Below are 15801 nucleotides of genomic sequence, written 5' to 3'. Positions count from 1 at the left end.
TCCGAGTTTTTAAAATTTAACGTTAAGGTTTAAACTGAAATTTCTAGTTGTTGGTAAAGCTAAACTTTCCAATCCTTGTGCATTTCCAGTATTGAAAGCCGTTTCAGGGTCAATATTTGGAGCATCTTTGTAGATAAAGAATAAGTTACGGCCAGCAGCGGTAACGCTTGCTCCTTCTAAACCTAATTTTTTAATCAGCTTTTTATTAAAATTATAAGTCAGTTTTATCTCTCTCATTTTTACGAAAGTTGAACTATAGATGTAAGCTTCACTAATATTGTATGATGCTTTATAATATTCTTGTGCGCTAATCACTTTATTATTAGGAGTTCCGTCTGCAAATACACCTCCGAAAATCATTCCGTCATCATAAATTGTTGCACCACCTGGAGCTGCTCCGCCTGTTACCAAAGTTTTCGGATTAGCGGTATTGTTTCCTGGATAATAGTAGCTTAAACCACCATTTTCAGCACCACGACCTGGAAGAGTCTGTGCTAAAACCCCTGTATAGTTACCTGTTCTGTTTGTTCCTGAGAAAAGTTCTCCACCAACACTAGCATCAACAAGGAAAGAAAGCTCAAGATTTTTGTAAGTCAAAGTATTCGTAAGACCAGCTAAATAATCTGGAGTATAATGTCCTAATACTTTTTTTGTCGGATCTGCTTTTGGAAGACCATTTGCTCCTACTACAATATTCCCACTTGCATCACGCTCGTAAGCTGTTCCGTAAAGTGCTCCATACGCTTGCCCTACAGACGCCAATACATCTACACCTCCAGAAGAACCAATCGTATAGTTTTTAATATCTCCTGCGTAATCTAGAATTTCTACTTTACTTTTATTTTTAGAATAATTCACCGCAACATTCCACTTAAAGTTTTCTGTTTGCACAGGATTTCCGTCTAACTGTATTTCAATACCTTGGTTATTAATTTTACCTGCATTGATTAACTGCGAAGTATAACCGCTTGCTGCTGTAGTTTTGATTTCTAAAATCTGGTCAAAACTATTGGTATTGTAATACGCGATATCAAAATGAAGTCTGTTTTTCCAGAAAGAAGCTTCACCACCTATCTCAGTAGAACGTGTCGTTTCTGGCTTCAAATTTTCATTCAGTTTTCTTTGAGAAGAAGTCTGGATCGGATTTCCGTCAAATGCAGTCTGGAAATTATAAACTGTAGCCAATTGGTACGGATCTGCATCGTTACCTACTTCAGACCATCCTCCGCGAAGCTTTAAGAAATCTAATGTACTGCTCTTAATATTTAATGCATCTGTTAAAACCACACTACCGTTAATAGATGGGTAGAAATAAGAACGGTTGCTGCTTGGTAATGTAGAAGACCAGTCATTACGCGCCGTAACGTTCAAGAAAGCATAATTTCTAAAACCAAACTGAGCAGAAGCGTAAGCACTGTAAACTCTCAATCTAGATAATGAGTTTGATGATGTTAACGGATCTCTAGAGTTTGTTAAAGTATACAAATCTGGAACCGCTAAACGAGGCGCTTTCTGATAGTTGTTGGCATCGCTATGGTTACGAATGTTGAATCCCGCAAGTGCATCTACAGTAAAATCATCGTTAAGCTGTTTTGTATATTGAAATATACCCTCAGTATTTTGCTCATTTACAGTGTAAGCATCTTCTGCGTACGATCCGAAAGGAGTTCCATTTGTACCATATTTAATAGTATATTTTCTTCTATCGTTATAATAATCAACTCCTGTACGGAATCTGAAGTTTAATCCTTCAGCCAATTTCGCATCTAAATGGATATCTCCAATTAAACGATTACGCTGTTGACTTGTTGTATTGTAATAGGCATTCCAATACGGGTTGCTGTAATAGCTGTTATTCCAGTTGGTATTTCTATCTTTTTCCAATTCATTAATATCAACCTGACGTCCGAACCAAAGAAACTGAAGCATTACCCCAGCCGCACGACCACCAGATGGACCACCTGGCAATTGAGGAGCATTTGTAGCGATATAATTGGCATTAACCCCAACTTTTACACTTTCAGAAATCTGATAATTAGTATTAATAGAAAAGTTGGTTTTGTTGATTTCACTGTTTGGTACAGTTCCAAGCTGTTTTTGATTGTTTACACCTAAACGGAAATCTGATTTATCGTTAGCTTTTGCGATAGAAACACTATTATCGTAAGTAAGTCCTGTGTTGAAGAAATCTTTCACGTTATTTGGGTGCGCAATAAAAGGAACTGCTTCTCCTTTAGAGTAAAATTGCGGAATAAGGCGTCCGTCCATTCTTGGTCCCCAGCTTTCATCAACACCATCATTAACTCCTCCACCTTTTCCGTCTACATAGCTAAATCTTCCGTTAGATCCTTGTCCAAAAGTGTTCTGGAAAGAAGGCAAAGTAGCCACTTGAGAAACAGTTAGACCTGTATTAAAAGTAACACCAAATCCTCCTTTTTGTCCTTTTCCTGATTTTGTTGTAATAAGCACAACACCATGAGCAGCACGCGATCCGTAAAGAGCAGCGGCATTTGGCCCTTTTAAAACAGTCAAAGTTTCAATATCCTGCGGATTCAAATCGGCAATTGCATTTCTGAAATCACGAGTAGCTCCACCAAAATTCAATTGAGAGTTATCTACAGGAACACCATCTACCACAAAAAGCGGTTGGTTGTTTCCTGCAATAGAAGTTTCTCCACGAATAATAATACGAGAAGATCCCATATCTCCTTGCGAATTGGTAATACGCACACCCGCTACTTTACCAGAAAGAGCATTCAAGAAGTTGGTTTCTTTGGTAGTCGCCAATTCTTTTCCTTTTACTGATTGAGTTGTATATCCTAAAGATTTCTTTTCTTTTGAAATCCCAAGTGCTGTAACCACAACTTCAGATAAAGCGTTTTGTTCTTCGGTAAGATCGATCGTAATATCGTTTTTGTTTACTACAACTTCTTGTTTTTTATATCCTAAATAACTAACTAAAAGTACATAAGGGAATTTTTGTCCTGTTTGGAAATAAAATTTTCCATCTGTATCTGTAATAACACCATGTGTAGTTCCTTGAATCGTTACCGAAGCCCCAATAATAGGCTCTTTTGTAACGGCATCGACAACTGTTCCTTCCAGTTTAGACTGAATTAGTGGCTTTGTCTCTTGAGCTTTAACTCCTATGGAAATCAAGAAAATACATAGCCAAGCATATCTTTTTAGTTTTATTTTCATTACTTTGTTTTAGTTTAATAAATAAGGCGAGCTTAGAGCGCTTTATGCTATTCTAGCTTTCCCTTTTAGAGATGACAATTTCTTTTTAAGCTTCTACCATTTCTGCTGCAACAGAAATGGTTTTTTCTTTTTATCTGCAGCACATTCGTTTTTTCATTTTTATTTTTTTTTTGGATTACTATTCTTTTAAATTGGCCTATAAAATTTTAACCCCTATTCGGGATTATTGTACTTTTTAAAATTTATAATGAATTAAAAAAGAGGAATTTTAACCGTAGAATGCATAAGGACGAAAACTGCCGAATGCTTTTGCGTATTTTGAAATGAAATATCGTGGTTCTTAATCTCTGGCTTTTAACTTATATTTTTAAACTCTACTAATTTGATAGAACAAAAGTAAGTTAAAAATAATATTACCCAAATTTTAATTAAACTTTTTGCAAAAAAAATGTTAACCTTTTTAAACGGATGGACATAAATATCTAAAAACAAATAAGTTATAAAAAACAAGCGTTTTTATGGTTTTATAAGAATTGTACTAAAATCTTAAAATTAGAAAACCTTTTTTGGCTATTTTAAATTCCAATTCAGGAAGTTTAAACCAAAAAAAAACTCCACGATCATAAGACCTTGGAGTTTCTATTTTTTTTGTATTTCTTACTTATTATAGCTCGTTGAATTCGTGTAGAGATTTCAATGTAGTTTCATAAAATAAAATCGCTGCAATGAGATTTCCTTTATCGGAATAAGGCATCATTTTTCTCTGAAACTCTACTGTAGTATCTAAGAAACTAGTTGTACCTAACGCCTGACCATCTAATATTTTTTTATTGTCAGCTGTATCAGGAATACCTAGATCTGCCATTGTAACACCTGGCTTAGTAACCAAAGCAATGTAAGGAAGTGTTTTTACTAGAACTTTAATACGTTCAATGTACAATTCTAAAAGCTCTCCTTTTTGCATACCGCTTAATTCTTTTTGATCGTGGTATTTGCGAATTAAGGCTGTTGTACTAATGATACTTCTTGGTGCGTTTTTTGCCTGTGCAGAAACAGCGGCAGTCGTCAAGAAGAAAAGTGCACATAATAAAATAATTTTACTCTTCATTTTCTTAATAGATTTGGTTCTTGAATAAAAACAAAAATATATAAATTAACTTAAAATGCAATTTTTGGAAGTCCTTTTTACTAAAATTATAATAATCTTTTAATGTTATTAGCAAAATAGAAATAAAACGCTTACAAATTACGATATTCCAATCGTTCTTTTTTAAGACTTAATGATTCTAAAACGTCCTGGATATTTGATCCAAATGCTTTTCTTGTTTCCGTAGTAATCCATAAAGTCTTCGCAAACAAAAACAGCATGAGCTTTAGACCAAGCTACAACTCCGCAATATTCGCTTCCAGATTCTCTTTTTAACTTCTGAATTTGTTTGCCTAATTTAAATCCTAAATATTTGTAGATTGTTGGAGTGTATACAGTGCCTTCTTCTAATTCTTCTAAGGCTTTCTCAAAAGTGGGTTCTTTATCGATAATCTGCATGTATTTTGCCATAACAGCATACGTTAAAATAGCATAATCACGTATTTTTTCGCTGTCGCAATTATCTTTAATATAAACAAAACCTGCAGATTTTCTCGCTTTAGTAACTTCGCTGCTGTCCAAATTAAAGGTTGCATTGTTTTTTAGCGTAATCCTATAAGAATTATTGTGTAGTTTTTCGCTTTCAAATAGATTATCTAATCCGTACACATTTAAAGAAGCTTTAATAAATGCTATCGATGAACAATTTGTACGTTCACCTTGCTTAAAGCTTTCAAATATTTTGTCTGCACTCAATTGCGAATATGAACTTGAACAGACAAAAATTAAAAGTAAAAAAAATGAAGTAACCGATTTCATGCCTTATTATATATTATTTCTCAATTATGGTTTGAAAAACTGTATTAGATTTTTACAAATCTATAAAAATCCAACCATACTTTTACTTCTTTACTTTTATCAATTAAAAAAAAAGTGCTTTCCGAGTGAAAAAAAAATGAAAAAACGTCTCAAATAAACTTTGAGACGTTTCTGGATTATTTTTTTTCTTCGTTGTTCAATTTATCATCGAGTTCAGGTTCTTTGCCTTTAAACTTTTTCGTATCAACATCATAGTTTTCATCATTTGTCAAAACTTCGTCATGTTCTTTATATTGATGTTTTCTCGTATCGTTTCGATGATCTCCTCCACCCTGTTGTTTAGGATTCGGGTTTTTCTGAGTTTGATTATTCTTCTCCATAATTCCTAGTTTTTAAATGATTATTAAAATTAGCTCAAATACAATGGCTTGGTTTATATAATCATTTTTAAAAATTATAAAATAAAACTGCTCCTATTTATATCACACCTATTCAATAATTTGACAATTACAAAACTTCAACATTGAAAATCAAATAGTTTAAGCTTAACTTTGCATCCATAATACTTAAAGAGGTTATACAATAGAATATGTGGACTATATGTCATGAATGCCAGGGACAGGGTAAAATAAATCGCGGACTCAGTAAAAAAGTGCAACGCCTTTATAAAACGGAATTGGCTTTATATGAGAACAAGCAGAGTAATACTGCTCCAATACGCCCTAAGGCACATTTGCATTTGTGCACAAATTGTTCTGGGTCCGGATTGATGCAATCTAAAAATTATCTTGAACCCGATCTCACAAAACCGCACGTTGCCATTATTGGTGCAGGTATTGGCGGAGTTGCTCTAGCGGTAGCGTGTTTGCATCGCGGTATTCCGTTTACGATTTATGAAAGAGACAGCAACTTTGATGCCCGATCTCAAGGTTACGGACTTACGTTACAGCAAGCCAGTAAAGCTATGAAAGGGTTAGGAATTACTTCTTTAGGAGGTGTAATTTCTACAAAACATATCGTACACAATACCGAAGGAAAAATATTAGGCGAATGGGGAACCAGAAAATGGCTGGAAACCGCAATTAAAACGCCTACAAAACGCACAAACATACATATCGCAAGACAATCGCTTCGTTTAGCTTTATTAGAGCAACTTGGAGGAAATAATACTATCCAATGGGGACATCAACTAATAGATTTTGCAGCATCTGAAAATGGTGTAGAGTTAAGTTTTCAGGTAAACGGCGAAATAAAAACTGCAAAAGCCGATCTTGTTGTCGGTGCCGATGGTATTCGCAGTACCGTGAGGAATCTAATAATTGGTGAAGAGGCAACACCGCTACGTTATTTGGATTGCATTGTAATCTTAGGAATTTGTCCTTTAAGTTCGCTCGAAGGACTTTCGAGTGATTTACTTGATGGTGCAACAATATTTCAGACTGCCAACGGAAATGAACGTATTTATGTAATGCCTTATACTGCAGATTCTGTCATGTGGCAATTGAGTTTTCCGATGTCTGAAGAAGAGGCCAAAGAACTAAGCGCAAAAGGACCGAAAGCCTTGAAAGAGGAAGCCTGCCGAAGAACGCAGTGGCATACTCCTATTCCTCAGATTTTACAGGCAACACAGGAAAATCTAATTTCTGGATATCCGGTTTATGATCGCGAGTTGTTGAGTTCTGAATTATTAGAAAAGAATCAAAATATTACTTTAATTGGCGATGCCGCGCATCCGATGAGTCCGTTTAAAGGTCAAGGTGCCAATCAGGCTTTATTGGATGCTTTAAAATTGGCTAGAAAAATTTCGAAAGGCTGTAACGCTAAGTCCAAATGGAAAGAAAGAGGATTGAGAGAATGTGTATTAAACGAATTCGAATCTGAAATGCTTGAACGCAGTGCCACGAAAGTACTAGGTTCTGCTGATGCCGCTCAGTTTTTACATTCCGAAATTATACTTCTAGAAGGTGATGAACCGCGAGGAAGGTGTTCTAAAAGGAGTAAAGAGTAAAGAGTAAAGAATATAGGATAAAGAGTAAAGAATATAAATTGGAGATCAATAAAAAATGCTAAACCTATTGTTTAGCATTTTTTGTATAGAGTTATTATTCAGTCATATACATGGGAATTAAACAATAATTTAATATTTTTTTATAACTGATTCTGACGCGATCTATTTACTTTTATGATCTCATTTACAAACAATTAAATAGTTGCGCCATGAAAAATACACAAATAAATTTCAGTCCAAACAATAAAACCTGTACAGGCCGAACTTTGGTTTGTGATGGTGATAATAATGAATTAATATTTCGTAAAACTTATGTAGGAGATTGGGGAGATTGGGACGAGAAACCAGATGAAATTTTAAAAGATCAGCATCTTTACCTGGATCAAAATACTAGTTTTACAAATGCAATTTAAACTAAAAGCTACTTATTAAGTATATAATTTAAGCAATACAATCTTGCGATTCTATCTATTAGGCTAGAACGCTGATTGTATTGCTTAAATTTTCTTTGTTTATAAAATCCAAAATAAATTCTCTTACCTCTTTACTTGCTTCTGTTTTGGTTGCAAAAGAGTTAATGTAGAATTCATCGTCCTTGTCACTAATATGGATAATTTCTGTGTAGCCTTTGGTTATTAAACTCCCTTTTAGTTTAATAATGTTTACTTCTTGTTTTCCATCAAGTTCTTTACGAACCTGTAATTTTATAGCTCTTTCCATATTCAAAAATTTTTAAATAATTAACTATCATTCAGTTATAAATTTAAAACATTTAATCTATCGAAATCAGATTTTAACACAGTTCGCAACGTATTATTTATCAACATATTATAAACATTTTCCTCTTTTTTAAAAAGAAATGCAAAACATCAGTAAAATCAATACTTTTCAAACTAATTTCCTGTAAAATCTTTGTCGCTCAGGGTTTTCATAAATGCAAGAAGATTCTCTTTTTCTTGTTCTGTAAGCGGAATTCTATTGCCATTATTTTTAAAAATAGGATCTAAATTCTCTGCACTCAAGACTCCAGTATCAAAATAATCCAAAACAGCTCTTATGGTAGCAAACTGACCAAAACTTCCGTAAGGGGCTGTATATTCAACATTTCTTAAACTCGGAACTCTAAAACTCATAAAATCAGCCGGAATTCCGGTAACTCTGCCTCGTCCTGCCTCATTAGAATCTATGTTTAAAGGAAAACCGATATTTCTAAAACTCTGATCTGTAAACAATTCGGTACTATGACAGCTAGCGCATTTCTGCTGAAATGTGGCATAGCCTGCCGCTTCGCTTTCTGTAAACGTTTGCCCTTCTTTTCGTTTTACTTTATCGTATTTGCTGTTAGCAGAAATTAAGGTGTATTCGAACTGAGCAATACTTTTATAAATTCTATCTGGTGTAATTTCCTGATCTCCAAATGCTTTTTTAAACATCTCTTTATACGAAGCATCATCTTTAATTTTTCCGATAACTTCTAGAATTGAAGAATCCATTTCTTCGTGAGTTATAATAGGAACCAAAGGCTGTGTTTCTAATTGCAATCTGCTTCCATCCCAATTAAAGAATTTTAAAAATATCAAATTCTGAAGCGGTGGTGCATTTCTAAGTCCAACTCTTCCTTCAATTCCAATAGCTCGCGCATTATGATCTGCAAAAGCATTCGCTTGGATATGACAGCTTGAGCACGAAATGGTATTGTCTTTACTAAATCTTTTGTCTGAGAAAAGCTTTTCGCCCAATTCGGCACCATATTTTGTGGGTTTGTTCAAACTCACATAACTGTTTACCTCTGGAAAATCAGTCGGAATAGGCAATGAAAGCTCAGGATTATCAAAATAAGTCTCATCAGAATCACTACTGCTACAAGAAGTGAAAAAGAGTACCATTAGGATAAAGCCAACTATTTTTTTCATTTTAATGAATTTTAAAATAGAGCCGTCTTTTAAAATTTCAGACGGCTCTGAAATATTTTTACAACATTTAGATTAAATTTAATCTGTATAAATCTGCTTTAATCCTTTTTAATCTGCGTGAAAAAATCTATTCGGAAAAATATTTCACGCAGATTTTAAAAGATTTTAGCAGATTAAATTTGATTTTTGCTTGATTAAAGTTTTCCAATAGCCCCTAGTTTTAACTATGGGATTTTAGAAATGTAAATTAGCTAGGCTAAAGCCTTATTTGCGCAAATTTTATTTACCTCCATCTAAAGATGGAGGCAATTAATCTTCAAAACCTAAGTGTTAATTTAGTTTTCTACACTAGTAATAGAAAACATACCTGTAATGTCGTTTGTTCCGTTTCCTCCTAAATTATCTACAAATTTTACCATTTGCGCTGCAGTATGAACATTCGGAGTTGCATTATCGCCCATTCCTGTTCCTGTAGACAACGTAATTGTATTGATTTTTCCGCTCAACAATTTGTCGAAATCAGCTTTAATTTTGATTTTCGGAGCATTTTTACCTACAGTTGCATTTGTAGTAAGGTTTAGCGTAATATCTCTGTATGCATTTACACCTTGTGTGTAAGCCCCTTCAGTACCCGCAACAGTACTTCCTGTATGAATAGATAGGGCTTTATTGTCTGTATCATAAAAGCCTTCAACTTTTGTAAAACGATATCCTGTTCCCCACTCCCACATCATTGCCGTGTCGTTGGCACCAGCTGCTGCGTAAAACTTAGGAAATCTTGTTTGGTCTAGCGTATTTTGTTCTGTTTTAATACCTAAACCAAATTTTATCTGCTTGTATGACGCAGAAGGCACATTGCTCAAAACATAGCTTAATGAAGCTGCTTTTGCCTGATCGATTACTGTTGCACCTTTGTCTAAATCATTTACATTGTAAGGCACTTCACTTCCGTCATCTTTTATTAGACGAATATTGCTAATCACATATTTTACTTCAGAAAAATGATGCACTTGTCCTACCGCTGAAGTATTTGTAGACGCAGATGCTGAAGTTGCATCTCCCAAAACAATGGTTTTATCTTTAAACGTATTGTTGAATTCCAACGTTACATTGTTTGCTGCTGGAGCATCGTCATCGTTTGAACATGAAACAAATGCCAAAGCGGCCACTGATAATAAAAGGTATTTTTTTAAATTTTGCATTTTTATGATTTTAATTTTTGTACTGTATTTTATGAATCGAAAGGAAGATTATAAAATAGGCGGCGGTACAAAAATTTCAAGGCAAGGTTCTAGTCGATCCGATTCTTTGTAAATCGACACTTTCTTGGGTGTTATAGTTTTTAATAGTGGAACCTGAAACTCAAATGTTGTGTTTAAAGTAATATCGATCTTTTTGCTAATGCTTCTCAATTCCAAATCGGTATTTTTTTCCGATTCTTGAAGTTCTTTCTTCAAATGGCATTTACCATGACATTGCAATTCTGGCTTGGCTTTGTTAACACAAAATTCTTTTTCTATAGCAACTTGATTCAGTTTAAAGTGCACCACGATAAGTGCCTGCTGGAAAGAAACCAGCAGGAACAGAATCGTCATTGTGATACTAAAAACTTTTTTCATTTTTAATTATAATTATCCTTTTTATGCACTTTTTTGTCATCCTGACAAACGTTGTTGTAGAACTATGTGTTAGAAACTAGTTTCTTTCTTTTTTCTATTCTCTATTTTCTATTCTCTATTTTCTTTTTTCTTTTCAACATTAAAAAAACTATGTTTCTATGTGTTTCAATTTAATTTTACTAAACAGATTAGAAATTCAATTTTAAAGAAGTGAAAATATTACGTCCCATTCTCGGGATATTTCCCCAGTCAGCATAAGTACTGTAATACGCATTTAATACGTTCTCTCCACCAATTTGTATCCTACTTTGCACCTTATTAATTTTAAAAGAATAATCGGCAGAAATATTCCAAATAGCATAAGATGCTGTCTGATCTTCTCCATATTCTGGACTGTAATTAATCTGTTCAAAATCACCATTTACAGAAGTCTGAATTCCGAAATTTTTATACATATAATGAATCGAAGTCAAATAGCTTAACGGACGTATAAAAGGCAGATTTCCTCCTTTATTATCCATTCCGCGTGCATAGGTAAGTGTTCCTTTCCAATGTAGATGCTCTAAAATATCGTAACTCACATTGGCAGACATATTTAAGAGCGTTGCATAATCTAATGACGTATACCCTTTTACTCCAACCGATTGATAATTCATCGGACTTCCCATGCTCAGGATTTTACCAATAATATAGTTCTGAATATAGAAATAGTTGACTTTTCCTTGAATGCTCAATCTTTCGGTTTTAAAACCTGCGCTTGCATTTCCTTCATACGAAATTTCATTTTTTAGATTCGGATCTCCGATGTAATCATAACGGTCAAAACTATTATAGATATAATAACCGTAACCCTCAGAAACAGAAGGTGCTCTATGGCCATAACCCGTTCCGACAGAAAAATTAAACTGATCAATATTTAAGTTATATGCCGCATTTAGACTCGGCAGAAATCTCGTTTTTTCTTGAGGCGCTCCTGGATGAAAAATCCAATTGAATTCTACATATTTAGAATAATTGTAATTGACTCCCAAAGAACCTCCCAAATGCACTTGACTTTTTTCAGAAATGTCCCAAGAATTATTCATAGAAAGTCCTGCATAACGAGTCGTAACCCAAGGCCAGCTGTAAGCAAACATCGTTCTTTCGCTTCGATCTTGCGGATACATACGCATTTCTGCAATAGACAAATTATCGTAAGCATTGAGCTGAATTTCAGAAGAGTAATCATTCTTTTTCAAATTCGCTTTCGAAACCAATCCGTATGTTGTGCTCCAACCCGGCATATCCATGTGAACCAAGTTTTCTGGTCGTGTTGTATCGTCCATATAATGCTCAATGGCATTAAAATATACTTTCGTGTCCACTACTCTAACCAAACCTTCTTCGAACAATTGTTTATAAGAAGCTGAAGTAATTAGCGCTCGCGAAAGCCACAAATCCATTGGCAAAGCAGGATAACCCACATCTTTTGCCACATCAAAAATCGCGTCTAATCTAACCGATGATAAATCGCTGGTTTTATAAGCCAAACCTAACGAAGTATTGAATTTATTGTATTGAGAATGCTTTACTTCGTTGTTATTTCCGTCAGAATAATTATCGGCAGTACGGTACGAAATGCTTCCGTCGGCCACAAATTTTGTTCCTGAGTAAGCAATATTTCCTAAATTGAAAAACTGCTTATTATTAAATTCAAATCCTGTTTGATACGCTCCATTCCATTTCTTTTGAAGTCCAAAGGGCGTGCTTTTTCTTTTTAAATCGATACTTCCTGCAACAGTTGCTCCATGCAAGCTTCCCTCCTGACCCGATTTAATATCTACTGCCGCCAGATTATTACTTTCAACATAAGACGTAATCGGATCCATTTTATCGGTACAAGCGCCAAAAACATGCATTCCGTCAATGGTAACCGTAGAACGTTCTGTACTCATGTTGTTTAATAAAGGTTCCCAAGCGTAAGCTCCGCGTTTTATAAAACTAATATTATCAGATGAAGACAAAAATTCATCAACAGAAACAGCCATTTTCATCTCGGTTTCTATTTTCTTTTTCGTCGCGTTTTTTACCGTTACTTCTTCTAAGTTTTTTATGCTATCGTGATGTGCATGCTGATTTTGAGCTGTAACTGAAAAACCCAAGAAAAGCAGCATTATAATATATTTCATGTTTTTAAAATAAAGTATCAATATAAAGTTCACTTTTCACGCCTTCTACTCCTGGCGTATGATCGGTTGGAACTATAGTTCCTTTTACGATTAAACCGTTTTGGTTCATCATAATTAAGTTTAAAGTCCAGTTACCTGTCATCGTATAATTAACAACACCGTGATACAAACCATCGTTTTCTTGTGTCAAATCCTTATTATTTGGCGAAGAATGATTTCCCATAGAAGGTTCTGGCATTCTAGGATCTAATTTTAAAGTGTATCCCACCACTTTAGAATAAGAAAACTGTGACGGATCTGGAAAAGTTCCTGCTGGAGTTGTTGGTTTGTTGTATTTGTAAACACCAGCAACCAAAGCGTTTTCTGAAACTGTAGGCTTTTGAGGAGAAATCAAGGCAATTACATATTGCTCGCCGTCATTTCCTGCAAAAGCAGTCATATTGAGGTTTTTATTGCTTTGTTTTTCAACCGTAACATCTTTATTGATCTCATATTTTTGGTTATCAGCGGTAAAACTGATGTACAATTTCCAGCTTGCTGTTGTAGTGCTTTCTCCCGTAAAAACAGCATAACCGTTGTAGTATTTATTGGTAGAATCATATAACACATTATACTCGTGCGGACAAGAACTTTTGCTTCCGTCGGCATTACTTATTATGGGTAAAAAAGTTACCGCAGCTGTCGTTAATTCTTGGTTGTTTTGAGTATTAATAATTTTAAAATGAAGCTCATTATATCCTTTATAAAAAGCTCCGTTTAAAGCTTCTATACTAATCTTATAGTTACCGCTTGTAAGAGATGTTGCTTCTTTAAATTCTAGATTTTCAGGAACTTCAGAACCTATTTCAGCTTCGTAATCTGTTTTATCAATTGTACAGGAAGTAACCGCAAACAATAGTGCGATTATCCAAAAATTAAAAGATTTCATTTGATGATGTTATAAAAAACGTTTAAAAAATAGCACCCTGCCATAAATTTTTGAATACCAAAAAAAGAGCCAAAATGCTGTGAGTGAGCCAAAAAAATGGCGACGTAAATGAAAATGGAAGAGTTTTCCTTTTCAATTACAAAGAAGATCAAAATCAGTTTTTAGAATAATAAATTATATCATCCTAGCCTAAACTTAGAATTTTTAATCCCAGCAAGTGAATCAAACCATTCAATTTCAGAATTGGAATTTGGAATTTAAAAATATTGGAATTTAAAACTAAATGTTGATCTCTAAACTGTGTAGAGAGGAGGATGAAAAGTAAGATTAGAAGCACCGATTGGTTTCTTCTCAAACAAAATTGAAGTGTTATTTTTTGATTCCATCACTGGAATTGCGCCAAAAGTGATTTCAGCAGTATTTTGAACATACACAAGCTCTAATTTGTCTTTTAGACTGTCTTGCATTTTTCGTTCATTATCAGAATATTTTTTAATGCTTTTTTGAAGTTCGCATCGACCGTTACAACTGTTAAAAGCTTGTTTACGCTGAACGCAAATCGTTTTAGCAATTTCTTTCTGATTGATTTTAAAAGAAGCATAAATAAACAAGCTGCCAAAAGATGGCGACATAAGTAAAATAGAAAGTGCTATGATGATTAACCTTTTCAAGTGCTTGTTCAAATAGTTTGGTCGCAAAAGTACATACTATTTTGTATTTATTTTAACTAATTCAGATTTTTTATTTAATAAAAGACAAATCCATTTTTATTTACAAAAAACGGAATATTCATAAAATAACGAAATATCGTAAATAAAAAAAACGTCCATTTTTAAACAATCCCCTTAAAATAAAGGCACTACGAATAAGGCACGTTAATTGGCAATAGTTATGGCATTCTGCTAAATCACTTAAAAATGCTAAACATTATGAAACCAAAACTACAGTCATTTTCAGGTCAAGATCCAGCTTTTTGTAGAAAAGAAAAAGCAAACTTGTCTAGGAAAGATTTCGATAAACTAAAATTTTTAACATCATTTTTCACTTCTTAATCTAGGTTAATCGATGTACATGCTTTTCCGTAATAAGTTTGCATCAGAAACATAACAACATCGAACATATATCAAACTATATGTTAAAAAACTAAACATAATTATTAAGTATTCAAATATTTCAAAATAAAATTAATCCTAAAATCAAAAAATCATGAGCACATTTACAGTAAAAGACGGAACACAAATTTATTACAAAGACTGGGGAACAGGACAACCAATTGTTTTTCACCACGGATGGCCTTTATCAAGTGACGACTGGGATGCACAAATGATGTTTTTCCTTCAAAAAGGCTACAGAGTTATTGCACACGACAGACGCGGACATGGTCGTTCTAGTCAAGCCTCTGAAGGAAATAACATGGAAACTTATGCATCTGATATTGCTGAATTGGCTGAAGCTTTAGACTTAAAAGATGCTATTCATGTTGGGCACTCAACAGGTGGTGGTGAAGTAATTCGTTACGCTGCAAAATACGGAAAAGGTCGTGTTGCAAAAGCGGTAATCATAAGCGCAGTTACACCAATAATGATTCAAAACGAATCTAATCCAGAAGGAGTTCCATTGTCAGTTTTTGACGAAATCAGAAAAGGAACAGGATTCAACAGAGCACAATATTTCTACGACTTCCCTATTCCTTTCTACGGATGGAACCGCGAAGGGCAAACTGTTCAAGAAGGCATCAAAGCAAACTGGTGGCGTCAAGGAATGATGGGTTCTGTATTGTCTCACTACGAAGGAATTAAAGCATTCTCTGAATCTGATTTTACAGAGGATTTAAAAAGTTTAGATATTCCAGTTTTAGTATTGCACGGAGAAGACGACCAAATTGTTCCTTATGGTCAAGCACCAAGAGCTGCAAAATTGTTGAAAAACGGAAAATTAATTTCTTATCCTGGATTTCCTCATGGTATGCCTACAACAGAGGCAGAAACGATCAACAACGATATTTTAGATTTCATCAAATAATCCATAACAACTACCTGTAAAGGTTTATTTACAGGT

14 protein-coding genes are annotated in these 15801 nt (G+C 34.2%); 3 read left to right on the top strand and 11 right to left on the bottom strand.

What is annotated here, in order from left to right; all coding sequences use genetic code 11:
* Nucleotides 1-9: 9 nt before the first annotated feature.
* The 4 genes from ACPWTF_RS24025 to ACPWTF_RS24010 all read right to left on the bottom strand — a co-directional run bounded on the left by ACPWTF_RS24025 (nucleotide 10) and on the right by ACPWTF_RS24010 (nucleotide 5487).
* On the bottom strand, nucleotides 10-3201 hold the full coding sequence (locus ACPWTF_RS24025; RefSeq protein ID WP_427873621.1) for a SusC/RagA family TonB-linked outer membrane protein: 3192 nt from the start codon (nucleotides 3199-3201) through the stop codon (nucleotides 10-12).
* 664 nt (nucleotides 3202-3865) lie between these two features.
* The gene (locus tag ACPWTF_RS24020; RefSeq protein ID WP_095929165.1) at nucleotides 3866-4309 is read right to left on the bottom strand and encodes a hypothetical protein; all 444 of its coding nucleotides are present in this window, start codon (nucleotides 4307-4309) and stop codon (nucleotides 3866-3868) included.
* Nucleotides 4310-4471: 162 nt separating this feature from the next.
* The gene (locus tag ACPWTF_RS24015) at nucleotides 4472-5107 is read right to left on the bottom strand and encodes a hypothetical protein (RefSeq protein WP_250835952.1); all 636 of its coding nucleotides are present in this window, start codon (nucleotides 5105-5107) and stop codon (nucleotides 4472-4474) included.
* A 176-nt stretch (nucleotides 5108-5283) separates the two neighbouring features.
* The gene (locus tag ACPWTF_RS24010; protein WP_250835951.1) at nucleotides 5284-5487 is read right to left on the bottom strand and encodes a hypothetical protein; all 204 of its coding nucleotides are present in this window, start codon (nucleotides 5485-5487) and stop codon (nucleotides 5284-5286) included.
* A gap of 209 nt (nucleotides 5488-5696) precedes the next feature.
* Here ACPWTF_RS24010 and ACPWTF_RS24005 point away from each other — a divergent pair, with 209 nt between their 5' ends.
* On the top strand, nucleotides 5697-7115 hold the full coding sequence (locus ACPWTF_RS24005) for an FAD-dependent oxidoreductase (protein WP_427873620.1): 1419 nt from the start codon (nucleotides 5697-5699) through the stop codon (nucleotides 7113-7115).
* Between the two features lie 209 nt (nucleotides 7116-7324).
* Complete coding sequence (locus ACPWTF_RS24000; protein WP_427873619.1) at nucleotides 7325-7528, top strand: hypothetical protein; 204 nt, start codon at nucleotides 7325-7327, stop codon at nucleotides 7526-7528.
* Between the two features lie 58 nt (nucleotides 7529-7586).
* On the opposite strand, the gene ACPWTF_RS23995 is transcribed toward ACPWTF_RS24000, so the two are convergent.
* The 7 genes from ACPWTF_RS23995 to ACPWTF_RS23965 all read right to left on the bottom strand — a co-directional run bounded on the left by ACPWTF_RS23995 (nucleotide 7587) and on the right by ACPWTF_RS23965 (nucleotide 14414).
* Entirely contained in the window at nucleotides 7587-7835 is a 249-nt protein-coding gene (locus ACPWTF_RS23995; protein WP_250835948.1) for a hypothetical protein, read from the bottom strand.
* Nucleotides 7836-8008: 173 nt separating this feature from the next.
* Nucleotides 8009-9028: a cytochrome-c peroxidase gene (locus ACPWTF_RS23990; protein WP_427873618.1), complete on the bottom strand. Its 1020-nt coding sequence runs from the start codon at nucleotides 9026-9028 to the stop codon at nucleotides 8009-8011.
* A 335-nt stretch (nucleotides 9029-9363) separates the two neighbouring features.
* Nucleotides 9364-10230 (bottom strand): MbnP family protein, encoded by an 867-nt coding sequence (locus tag ACPWTF_RS23985; RefSeq protein WP_427873617.1) that lies wholly within the window; start codon nucleotides 10228-10230, stop codon nucleotides 9364-9366.
* A gap of 48 nt (nucleotides 10231-10278) precedes the next feature.
* Nucleotides 10279-10647 (bottom strand): hypothetical protein, encoded by a 369-nt coding sequence (locus ACPWTF_RS23980; RefSeq protein WP_427873616.1) that lies wholly within the window; start codon nucleotides 10645-10647, stop codon nucleotides 10279-10281.
* Between the two features lie 188 nt (nucleotides 10648-10835).
* A complete protein-coding gene (locus ACPWTF_RS23975; protein ID WP_427873615.1) occupies nucleotides 10836-12815 on the bottom strand; it encodes a TonB-dependent receptor plug domain-containing protein in 1980 nt (659 codons plus the stop codon).
* Between the two features lie 4 nt (nucleotides 12816-12819).
* Complete coding sequence (locus ACPWTF_RS23970) at nucleotides 12820-13743, bottom strand: hypothetical protein (RefSeq protein WP_427873614.1); 924 nt, start codon at nucleotides 13741-13743, stop codon at nucleotides 12820-12822.
* Between the two features lie 293 nt (nucleotides 13744-14036).
* Complete coding sequence (locus tag ACPWTF_RS23965; protein ID WP_236673033.1) at nucleotides 14037-14414, bottom strand: hypothetical protein; 378 nt, start codon at nucleotides 14412-14414, stop codon at nucleotides 14037-14039.
* Nucleotides 14415-14949: 535 nt separating this feature from the next.
* Here ACPWTF_RS23965 and ACPWTF_RS23960 point away from each other — a divergent pair.
* Complete coding sequence (locus tag ACPWTF_RS23960) at nucleotides 14950-15765, top strand: alpha/beta hydrolase (protein WP_320493685.1); 816 nt, start codon at nucleotides 14950-14952, stop codon at nucleotides 15763-15765.
* Nucleotides 15766-15801 lie beyond the last annotated feature (36 nt).

The organism is Flavobacterium sp. MMS24-S5, from assembly GCF_050320125.1.
GTDB classification, from domain to species: Bacteria; Bacteroidota; Bacteroidia; order Flavobacteriales; family Flavobacteriaceae; genus Flavobacterium; species Flavobacterium tyrosinilyticum.
The sequence above is the reverse complement of the archived record's forward strand: the minus strand, read 5'-3'. Positions and strand labels throughout refer to the sequence as shown.

Bases quoted from the DNA above. Each gene is read 5' to 3' on its own strand.
- ACPWTF_RS23995 (WP_250835948.1), bottom strand. From the start codon at position 7,835: ATGGAAAGAGCTATAAAATTACAGGTTCGTAAAGAACTTGATGGAAAA.
- ACPWTF_RS24000 (WP_427873619.1), top strand. From the start codon at position 7,325: ATGAAAAATACACAAATAAATTTCAGTCCAAACAATAAAACCTGTACA.
- ACPWTF_RS23960 (WP_320493685.1), top strand. From the start codon at position 14,950: ATGAGCACATTTACAGTAAAAGACGGAACACAAATTTATTACAAAGAC.
- ACPWTF_RS24015 (WP_250835952.1), bottom strand. From the start codon at position 5,107: ATGAAATCGGTTACTTCATTTTTTTTACTTTTAATTTTTGTCTGTTCA.
- ACPWTF_RS24005 (WP_427873620.1), top strand. From the start codon at position 5,697: ATGTGGACTATATGTCATGAATGCCAGGGACAGGGTAAAATAAATCGC.
- ACPWTF_RS24020 (WP_095929165.1), bottom strand. From the start codon at position 4,309: ATGAAGAGTAAAATTATTTTATTATGTGCACTTTTCTTCTTGACGACT.
- ACPWTF_RS23980 (WP_427873616.1), bottom strand. From the start codon at position 10,647: ATGAAAAAAGTTTTTAGTATCACAATGACGATTCTGTTCCTGCTGGTT.
- ACPWTF_RS23985 (WP_427873617.1), bottom strand. From the start codon at position 10,230: ATGCAAAATTTAAAAAAATACCTTTTATTATCAGTGGCCGCTTTGGCA.
- ACPWTF_RS23970 (WP_427873614.1), bottom strand. From the start codon at position 13,743: ATGAAATCTTTTAATTTTTGGATAATCGCACTATTGTTTGCGGTTACT.
- ACPWTF_RS24010 (WP_250835951.1), bottom strand. From the start codon at position 5,487: ATGGAGAAGAATAATCAAACTCAGAAAAACCCGAATCCTAAACAACAG.
- ACPWTF_RS23990 (WP_427873618.1), bottom strand. From the start codon at position 9,028: ATGAAAAAAATAGTTGGCTTTATCCTAATGGTACTCTTTTTCACTTCT.
- ACPWTF_RS24025 (WP_427873621.1), bottom strand. From the start codon at position 3,201: ATGAAAATAAAACTAAAAAGATATGCTTGGCTATGTATTTTCTTGATT.
- ACPWTF_RS23975 (WP_427873615.1), bottom strand. From the start codon at position 12,815: ATGAAATATATTATAATGCTGCTTTTCTTGGGTTTTTCAGTTACAGCT.